Source organism: Porcipelethomonas sp. (assembly GCF_051893655.1).
GTDB lineage: Bacteria > Bacillota > Clostridia > Oscillospirales > Ruminococcaceae > Porcipelethomonas.
In genome coordinates, this window is the sequence record NZ_JBJFHN010000106.1 from 1 (window position 1) to 8,609 (window position 8,609).

The window sequence follows — 8,609 nt, forward strand, 5'->3', positions numbered from 1 at the left end:
GAATATATTTCGGGTTTGAAGGCTCGTCTTCAATTTTCATTCTTATTCTTCTTATATTTACATCGACTATCTTATCATCACCGTAATAATTTTCTCCCCATATATGAGTGAGAATACTTGAACGGTCAAGAGCTGTATTTTTATTGTTCAGAAAATATTCCATTATCTGATATTCCACCTGAGTCAGATCGATTGGATTTCCGTTTTTTGTAACCGTTCTGCTTTTCAGGTCAAGAACGAACGGTCCTGATTCCAGCACAGTAGATTTATCCTCTTTAATAAAGCTCATGCACACTCTTCTGTATATAGCGTCCACTCTGGCGGTAAGCTCAGAAGGCGAGAAGGGCTTTGTAATATAGTCATCTGCACCGATCATAAGTCCGCTTACCTTGTCCATTTCCTGTGCTTTGGCAGTAAGCATTATTATGCCCAGAGTAGAGCTTTTTTCACGAAGCTTTTTGCATACAGTAAAACCGTCTATACCCGGCATCATTATATCCAGAAGGACGATATCAAAATTTCCTTTTTCCTCAACGAATGCTCTCAGGGCATCCTCTCCGCAGTTAACATCATAAACGTCATATCCGGCACGTTTCAGATTGATAACCACGAAATCACGTATTGTGTCCTCATCTTCACATACTAAAATGCGTTTCATAAAAGACTCCATTTCTCCCGCTGTTTTAACAGCCGTTTTTGTTAATCCTTAAATTTAAATTTCAGCATTATTTCTGCCGGTGATTCTACAAATTCATCATTTTTATTTACTTTAATAAAGAACATTTTATCTCCTCTTGAATGAAGCAGTTCATAGCCGTCATTTTTAAGTGACTGTTCTTCATCTTCGCCTGAAACTGTCCGTAAGGAGAATATTTCATTTCCCGTGCCGGACTCTTTGTCATAATGGCATAATTTTACTTCATTTTCGGAAACATTATTTTCCATTGTAATTTTATCATACCATTCCTCCGGTATTATAAAAGCATACCCGTCAGTAATGCTCTGATAGCTTAAATATTTTTTTTCAAGGTTTTCTCCCTTAAGCTCATACCACTGACTGAAATAGAGCTTATCATCATCCTCGCTGTTTTCATATCCCGGACAGGTGAAAGGAACAGGAATTTCAATTTTCCCGTCTCCGTCAATATCCGAGCAGGTATATGCCGAAGACCGCATGGTTTCTTTTTTTTCAATATCCGGAGAAAAAATCTCATGAAGATTATTATCCTTGTCAACAGAAAAAATTTCAGTTACTATAGAACCGTTTCCGGTTTCAGCGTCAAGATAAACAGCCGTCGAACCGTCATCAAGAATTCCGTACTGCAAATTCGCATAACTGTTAAAGCTTTCATTAAGCTCCACAGCGGAACGAAGGTAATTGCCGTCATTTCTCAGGTAATAAACAGCTGCGGACGCTTGTCTTGACGCACTCTGTCCCAGAGCTATAAAAAGCTCCAGTGTACCGTCTCCGTTTAAATCAGCGGTATCAAACACAGAGTAATAATTATTTTCAAATGTGGTGTTAAGCACACCATCGGAATAATCGTAAATGCTGACAACCTTTTCGCTCTGGTTTATAAGGCTGTAGCCCACTATTATATTGATTCTGTCATTTTCACCAAGTTTTGTTATTTTAACCTGTTCAATTTCATTGCCGTCTGCGGCATGATCGCAAACAGAAAGCCAGCTTGAATCAACCTGATCGAGAATGTTCATACGCAGGGAACTGTCATCTGTTTTTATAGAATTTTTTCTGTAAAAAACAATTGCTTCATCTTCCGAGTCTCCGTCAATATCGTCCACGATAAATGCCGAAAGATTATCTCCGGATTTGGGATACTTAAGGCTTATATTGGAGCCTGTGTATCTTTTAAGAGCATTGTAGATGTGCTCCTGCTGTGTACTGAGCTTCGGCGGAGTCAGGAGAGTATCAACTCCTGCGTTAAGAGAACACCCTGTAAGCACAAGGGGGAGAAGCATAAAAATCAATTTAAACTTTTTCAACTTGTTCCCTCCTATGCTTTAACGGTTAAATTTCAGGCAGTTTCTGCCTTATCTTTCGTTTATCGGCACATATTCCTTGTGCTTTGCAACAGCTTTGTATGCCGGACGGATAATTCTTCCGCCTGTCAGAATTTCTTCTATTCTGTGGGCAGCCCAGCCGACAACTCTTGACACTGCAAACAGCGGTGTATAAAGATCCTGAGGAATTCCCAGCATCTTGTATACAAGACCGGAATACATATCCACGTTTGCACAGACAACCTTGTCATTGCCCTTGACTTTTTTGAAAAGTTCCGGGGTCAGGCGTTCGATAGTATCAAGCAGTCTGAATTCCGCCTCAATTTCCTTGCCCTTTGCAAGTTCAAATGCCTTGCGTTTTAAAATAACTGCTCTCGGATCGGAAAGAGTATAAACAGCGTGACCCATTCCATAAATAAGTCCGGATCCGTCATTTGCTTCCTTATTGAGAACTTTTATCATATGGTCAGCGACCTGACCTTCGTCTTCCCAGTTCTTGACATTTTCCTTGAAATTTTCAAGCATCTGCATAACTTTTATGTTTGCACCGCCGTGACGAGGACCCTTAAGAGAGCCTATAGCAGCAGCATATGCAGAATATGCATCGGTTCCTGAAGAGGTAAGAACCCTGCATGTAAATGTGGAATTGTTTCCGCCTCCGTGTTCAGCGTGAAGCATAAGCATAGTATCAAGAAGCTGAGCTTCCTCCTTGGTAAAGTTTCTGTCCATTCTCAGAAGTGACAGAATAGTCTCAGCAGTATTCTGCTCCTTGATAAGAGGGTGCATAACCATGCTCTTGTTTTCATAATAGCTTTTTTTAGCCTGATATGCATTTGTCATAATAACCGGAAGCTTTGCAATAAGCTCAATAGCTATTCTCATTTCATTTTCAATGCTGTGATTTTCACATTCTTCATCGTATGAATAAAGAGCCAGAACACTTCTTCCCATCTTGTTCATAATGTTCTTGGAGGGGGCCTTTAAGATCATATCGACTACAAATCCCGGCGGCAGCTCACGTCTTTCAGCCATATATGCCGAAAAAGCTTTCAGGGAATCTTTTGACGGAAGGCGTCCGGTAAGAAGCAGATAGGCTATTTCTTCAAAACCGAAACGGTCTTCTTTTTCGATATTGCCCACCAGATCCTTAATGCTGTAACCGCGGTAAATAAGTTCGCCGTCAATAGGTTCAACATCACCTTCATTCACAATATAGCCGTGTACGTTACAAATGTTGGTAAGACCTGCGACCACACCTGTGCCGTCTTTGTTCCTGAGTCCTCTCTTTACGTAAAATTTGTCATAAAGTTTCGGATCAATCCTGGAATTTTCGGACAAGTCACTGCATAATCTTTTAATACCGTAATTCTCATTAAAACTATTCACTTGCTCACTCCCATTCTTTTATAGTTAATATTTATTATACCCTATTTTTACAAATATGTCAACTTTACTCCCGTTTTTACGGTACCTGATTATATTTAAGCTGAAAATGTCTGTGCCGCCGGGACATTTTGTGCAGCAAATAAATGGCGGCAGAACGGAGAATATCATGAAATCATATATTTCAGCAGCGTTGATTTTTGCGGTACTTCTTGTCACTGTTCCGGCAGCACCCCTTCTGACTTCAGAGCTTAAACATGTTCAGGCACAGGAAATTTTAGAAGGCTCCTCCCGGACTGAAAATGAAGATCCGGAGGAATTAAGTTCCGGCAAAGGCAATGAGGAAGACAATGAAAAAGAGGAAAAGGAAAATGCAGAGGAAGAAAAATATAAAGTTCTGGATATCACCACCGGAAAAGTAGAGGAAATTACAGCATTTGATTATATTGTAGGTGCGGTATGTGCCGAGATGCCGGCTACATTTGAACCGGAGGCACTTAAAGCACAGGCAGTAGCTGCCCACACTTATGCCCAGAGGCAGAAAGAAAAAGCTGCTGTATCTCCTGACAAAGATTTAAACGGAGCATATTTTTCCAATGACAGCAGCAAATATCAGGCATATTTTACAGATAATCAGGCGAAACAGTATTACGGAGATGATTATGAGGAATACATTAAAAAAATAAGGGACGCTGTAAGTGATGTTGAGGATGAAATTCTTGTGTATGAAGGCGAACCTATTATTGCTGCTTTCCATTCAATGTCTGCCGGTACTACTGAAAGTGCAGAAAACGTCTGGGGAAGCAAGGTAGACTATCTGATTCCTGTTGAAAGTGATGAAGACACAAGTGCTCCAAGATATCTTGAAGAATATGAATATACATCAGATGAGGTAAAGGAACGGCTTGAAAAATCTTTTGATGGTATAAAGCTTGACAGTGATCCGGAGAAATGGTTTTCTGATGTGAAAAAAAGCAAATCCGGTACGGTCTTATCCATAAAAGCCGGCAGCAAGACCCTTACCGGTCAGGAGATAAGAGCCGCACTCTCTCTCCGTTCAGCAGCCTTTGACATAGAATATAAAGATGGTTTTACAATTACTACCAGAGGATATGGACACTGCGTAGGAATGAGCCAGTATGGTGCAAATGCAATGGCAAAGGAAGGCAAAACCTATGATGAAATTCTTGAACATTATTATCCGGGAACAGAACTGACTACGGAAAACGGCTGACAGGCTTTAAGTATAAATAAAAGGGACACCCTCACGGCGGGGGTGTCCCTTTTGTCAAAGAAGATGTTTTAAGCATTGAATCTTATTCAATCCAGCCCTCAGCCTGTGCTGCGGCTCTTGCTGCCATAAACTGAGCTATGTCTGCGGCATCTCTTATGTCAATTTCACCGTCTGCATTGAAATCAGCTGTTTCAGGCAGTTCACTGCCCTTTTGCTGGGCAAGCTTGCGGGCAATAAATGAAGCGTCCATGATATTTAAAATTCCGTCTTCATTGGCTTCGCCGTAAGGGCGTTCAACTGATGATAAATCATTTCCAGGCGGATAAAATCCTAATGATGACACTTGTTGCAAACAATACCATATTTTAGATATTTCCAAAATATCTTCATCGCTGCTTATAGTTGTTTCTGTATCATCATATTTTTTCCGATAAGAATCGTTATAAACTGTTAAATTGAAATCATAATATCCTCTTGGAGGAGATAATACTGGACTGAACATTTTAAAGCCATCAATATCAATTAATTCTTTAAGTTGTTTTTCAGTTTCAAAGGGTACATATGGCTCAGTTACAGTATTTAACATAAAGGTACAGTCTAGTACATGATTTTTTCCCATTACCAATGCAGTGGAATAATATTCTATTTGGTCATAAAATATTTGAGCATTGTCAAGTGCAAAAAATTCTTCCTTTGACATATCAAAAAGTTCAGAAAGGGTGTAAACTTTTTCTTCTGTTTCTGTTACTTCTTCGGCATTTATTGCAACACTTCCTATTGAAGTTATAACTATTGCCGCAGACATGATTGAAGTTAATATTTTTTTGATTTTCATGTTAAACAATCCTTTCTTATTAATAGTATTTATAAAGCTTAACTTACAAATATATTATAAAACTTTTGAAAACATATGTCAATAGAAAGCAGGTAAAATATCAGTAAAATAATTCACAAATTTTAAAATAAAAATTTGTATAATCTGATAAAACCTATTAAACAGTGGCATACTAATTTAACAGGCAAAATAAGGAATATTTTAATAAACACGAAAATTATATTTAAATGTAAATCAGATTGACAAACTGTACTAAAAATGATATTATTGTAAATATAAGGCGTTAATATAAAGAGGAAAAGAGAAATAAGAATGAAAAAACCATTAAAATTTTATATTTCAGTAATCGGTGCAAAAATTCTCATTAAGCTTATGAGACTTATGAAACGCAATGCTACTAATCTTCCGGGAGAACTTATGCTGATTTTTTATCCCGATTTGCTGAAATATTTCGACATGCCGGAAAATGTAATTGTAGTTACCGGTACAAACGGAAAGACTACTGTTTCAAATATGATAGGAAATATCCTGACTAAAAACGGCTATGATATAATAAATAACAGCTTCGGCGGAAATGTTGATACCGGTATCGCTTCACTGCTTTTAGATAACTGTACCTTAAAGGGCGGATTTAAAAAGAATACGGCTGTACTTGAGGTTGATGAACGAAGTGCCGCAAGAGTTCTGCCTAACATTAAGCCGGACTGGCTTGTGTGTACAAATCTTCAGCGTGATTCTATGAAAAGAAACGCTCATACGGAATTTATTTTTAACGTACTGAACAGTAATATTCCTGAAAAAACCAAGCTTATCTTAAACGGTGACGACCTCATAAGCGGACGGCTTGCTCCCGAAAACCAGAGAACTTATTTCGGAATTGAAAAGCTTGAAAATGAACATCCTACTCTCGACAATATAATCTGCGATATTGTAAACTGTCCTGTCTGCGGAAACAAACTTGAGTTTTCTTTCCGCCATTATAATCATATTGGCAGAGCCTCATGCGGCTGCGGATTCAAATCCCCTGACATTGACTTTGATGTAAGAGCAGTTGAAAACTCTCAGGCTGTTATTATGCATAAAGGCAGTGAAGAACGCTATAATCTGCCGAACAACCGCATAACAGACCTTTACAATACGGCAGCAGCAGTGACATTTTCCCGTGAATTCGGACTGTCCTATGAACAGGTATCGAAAGCAATGTCTGAAATAAAGGTTGTGAAATCACGATATGACAGTTTTAAGGCAGGCGGAAAAGATGTCCTGATATCCCTTGCTAAGGGACAGAATCCTGTTGCAGTTTCAGGTGTGTGCGATTTTGTAAGACATGAAAGCGGAAACAAGGCTGTAATCATGATTCTTGAGGACTTTTACGATGCAAAGCGTACCTCTGAAAATATAGCATGGATTTATGAAACTGATTTTGAATTTCTAAAGGGCGATGATATAAAACAGATTATCGTAGGCGGAAAAAGAGCGGACGATTATATGGTAAGACTTCTGATTGCCGGAGTTGACAAAAGTAAAATTTTCTGCTGCCGCAATGAAACGGATACGGTAAGCTTTCTTAAACCCGAACTTTATGACAAGCTGATTATTATGTATGATCTTTTCAATGTTGTATCTCTTAATAATATTAAAGCACAGCTTACAGGGGAAACGGAGGGCAGAAAATGAGTATTATAATTGAACAACTGTTTCCGGAGGTCTGCAACCTTTTCGGAGATATGGGAAATATGCGATATCTCAGGCTTTGCCTGCCTGATGCGGAATTTGTTGAAACTGCTTTGAACGACAGACCATATTTTGCAGACAACGATGTGAATATGATTTATATAGGTCCTATGACTGAGAAAACTCAGCTTGACGCTGTAAAGCGTCTGGAACCGTTCAAGGACAGAATAAACGAACTGATAAACAATAATACTGTTTTTCTTGCTACTGGAAACGCTCATGAAATTTTCGGAAAAGCTATTGAGGACAGTGATGGCAGTATTATAAAATGTCTGGGACTTATGGATTTCACTGCCAGAAGAGATATGATGCACCGTTTCAGCGGACTTGTTCTGGGAAATTATGAAAATATGGAAATTGCCGGATTCAGAGCACAGTTTACAAAAGGTTACGCCGGAAGCAGTCTGGAGCCATTTGTCTGCGTTGTAAAGGGTGACGGCATGAACAATGAAAGCAAGACTGAAGGATATGTTAAAAATCGTTTTTACGGAACATATATTTTAGGGCCGCTTCTGGTTTTAAACCCTTATTTTACACGAAAAATAATCAGGGAAATATGCGGAGAAGAAAGACCGCTGGCATTTGAAAATGAAGTTATAAAAGCATATAATACAAGGCTTGAAGATTTTAAGGACAAGCATGTGGGAATACATTAAGATCTGCAAAACTTGCAATACACTAAAAAACCTGACGTACTATACAGTGCGTCAGGAATTTTTATCTGAAATTGTTATTTTTTATGTGCAAGGTAATTGGCAATAGCCGCAGCGTCACGAACATTCACATCACCGTCGCCGTTATAATCAGCTTTTTCCGGAAGAGTATCCGCCTTGCGTTCTGCCAGTGCTCTTGCGATAACCGCAGCATCTCTGATATTCAATACGCCATCATCATTGGCGTCACCTGCATAAGAAACACCCCTTCACCATGCGACGGTGAAAGGGTGTTCTGACTAAAAATAAGATTATGTGCAATCAGATTATTTTTTGTCAGTTTATGTTTATTTTAAACGTACAAAAATGTCGATTATTTGTTAGCGATAGCAGCCTGAGCAGCAGCCAGTCTTGCAATCGGAACACGGAAAGGTGAGCAAGATACATAGTCAAGACCGATCTTGTGGCAGAATTCAACAGATGAAGGATCACCGCCGTGCTCGCCGCAGATACCGCAGTGGAGAGATGGGTTAACCGGCTTGCCGAGCTTGATAGCCATATCCATGAGTTTGCCAACGCCTGTCTGGTCAAGCTTTGCAAATGGATCGTTTTCGTAAATCTTTGCGTCATAGTAAGCATTTAAGAACTTGCCAGCATCGTCTCTTGAGAAACCGAATGTCATCTGTGTAAGGTCATTAGTACCGAAGCAGAAGAAGTCAGCTTCCTTAGCGATTTCATCAGCTGTAAG

Annotated in this window: 8 protein-coding genes and 1 pseudogene; 3 read left to right on the top strand and 6 right to left on the bottom strand. The window is 39.2% G+C overall.

Annotated elements, in window-relative coordinates:
• The 3 genes from ACI4WO_RS06220 to ACI4WO_RS06230 form a co-directional block, all read right to left on the bottom strand.
• The coding region (locus ACI4WO_RS06220; protein WP_439806697.1) for a response regulator transcription factor at positions 1 to 658 on the bottom strand (658 nt) is incomplete at its 3' end.
• A 41-nt stretch (positions 659 to 699) separates the two neighbouring features.
• Entirely contained in the window at positions 700 to 2,004 is a 1,305-nt protein-coding gene (locus tag ACI4WO_RS06225) for a hypothetical protein (protein ID WP_439806698.1), read from the bottom strand.
• A gap of 48 nt (positions 2,005 to 2,052) precedes the next feature.
• Positions 2,053 to 3,408: a citrate/2-methylcitrate synthase gene (locus tag ACI4WO_RS06230; RefSeq protein ID WP_439806699.1), complete on the bottom strand. Its 1,356-nt coding sequence runs from the start codon at positions 3,406 to 3,408 to the stop codon at positions 2,053 to 2,055.
• 166 nt (positions 3,409 to 3,574) lie between these two features.
• Here ACI4WO_RS06230 and spoIID point away from each other — a divergent pair, with 166 nt between their 5' ends.
• Positions 3,575 to 4,639, top strand: a complete 1,065-nt coding sequence (gene spoIID / locus ACI4WO_RS06235) for a stage II sporulation protein D (RefSeq protein ID WP_439806700.1) — start codon at positions 3,575 to 3,577, stop codon at positions 4,637 to 4,639.
• Positions 4,640 to 4,721: 82 nt separating this feature from the next.
• On the opposite strand, the gene ACI4WO_RS06240 is transcribed toward spoIID, so the two are convergent.
• Positions 4,722 to 5,474 carry a dockerin type I domain-containing protein gene (locus ACI4WO_RS06240; RefSeq protein ID WP_439806701.1) on the bottom strand — a complete coding sequence of 251 codons (753 nt, stop codon included), beginning with the start codon at positions 5,472 to 5,474 and terminating at the stop codon, positions 4,722 to 4,724.
• A 312-nt stretch (positions 5,475 to 5,786) separates the two neighbouring features.
• Between ACI4WO_RS06240 and ACI4WO_RS06245 the strand changes: the two genes are divergently transcribed.
• Together ACI4WO_RS06245 and ACI4WO_RS06250 are read left to right on the top strand one after the other, a co-directional pair.
• The gene (locus ACI4WO_RS06245) at positions 5,787 to 7,151 is read left to right on the top strand and encodes a MurT ligase domain-containing protein (protein ID WP_439806702.1); all 1,365 of its coding nucleotides are present in this window, start codon (positions 5,787 to 5,789) and stop codon (positions 7,149 to 7,151) included.
• Positions 7,148 to 7,864: a hypothetical protein gene (locus tag ACI4WO_RS06250; protein WP_439806703.1), complete on the top strand. Its 717-nt coding sequence runs from the start codon at positions 7,148 to 7,150 to the stop codon at positions 7,862 to 7,864. Before ACI4WO_RS06245 ends, ACI4WO_RS06250 begins: the two co-directional genes overlap by 4 nt.
• 74 nt (positions 7,865 to 7,938) lie before the next feature.
• Here ACI4WO_RS06250 and ACI4WO_RS06255 read toward each other — a convergent pair.
• Positions 7,939 to 8,103, bottom strand: a pseudogene (locus ACI4WO_RS06255) (dockerin type I domain-containing protein); the annotation flags it as partial.
• A 131-nt stretch (positions 8,104 to 8,234) separates the two neighbouring features.
• Positions 8,235 to 8,609, bottom strand: a 375-nt coding sequence (locus ACI4WO_RS06260) for a putative PEP-binding protein (protein ID WP_439806704.1), incomplete at its 5' end; no start/stop codon positions are given.

What these genes read in the sequence shown, in the direction of transcription:
- ACI4WO_RS06240 (WP_439806701.1), bottom strand. Translation starts at nt 5,474, where the DNA reads ATGAAAATCAAAAAAATATTAACTTCAATCATGTCTGCGGCAATAGTT.
- ACI4WO_RS06250 (WP_439806703.1), top strand. Translation starts at nt 7,148, where the DNA reads ATGAGTATTATAATTGAACAACTGTTTCCGGAGGTCTGCAACCTTTTC.
- ACI4WO_RS06245 (WP_439806702.1), top strand. Translation starts at nt 5,787, where the DNA reads ATGAAAAAACCATTAAAATTTTATATTTCAGTAATCGGTGCAAAAATT.
- spoIID (WP_439806700.1), top strand. Translation starts at nt 3,575, where the DNA reads ATGAAATCATATATTTCAGCAGCGTTGATTTTTGCGGTACTTCTTGTC.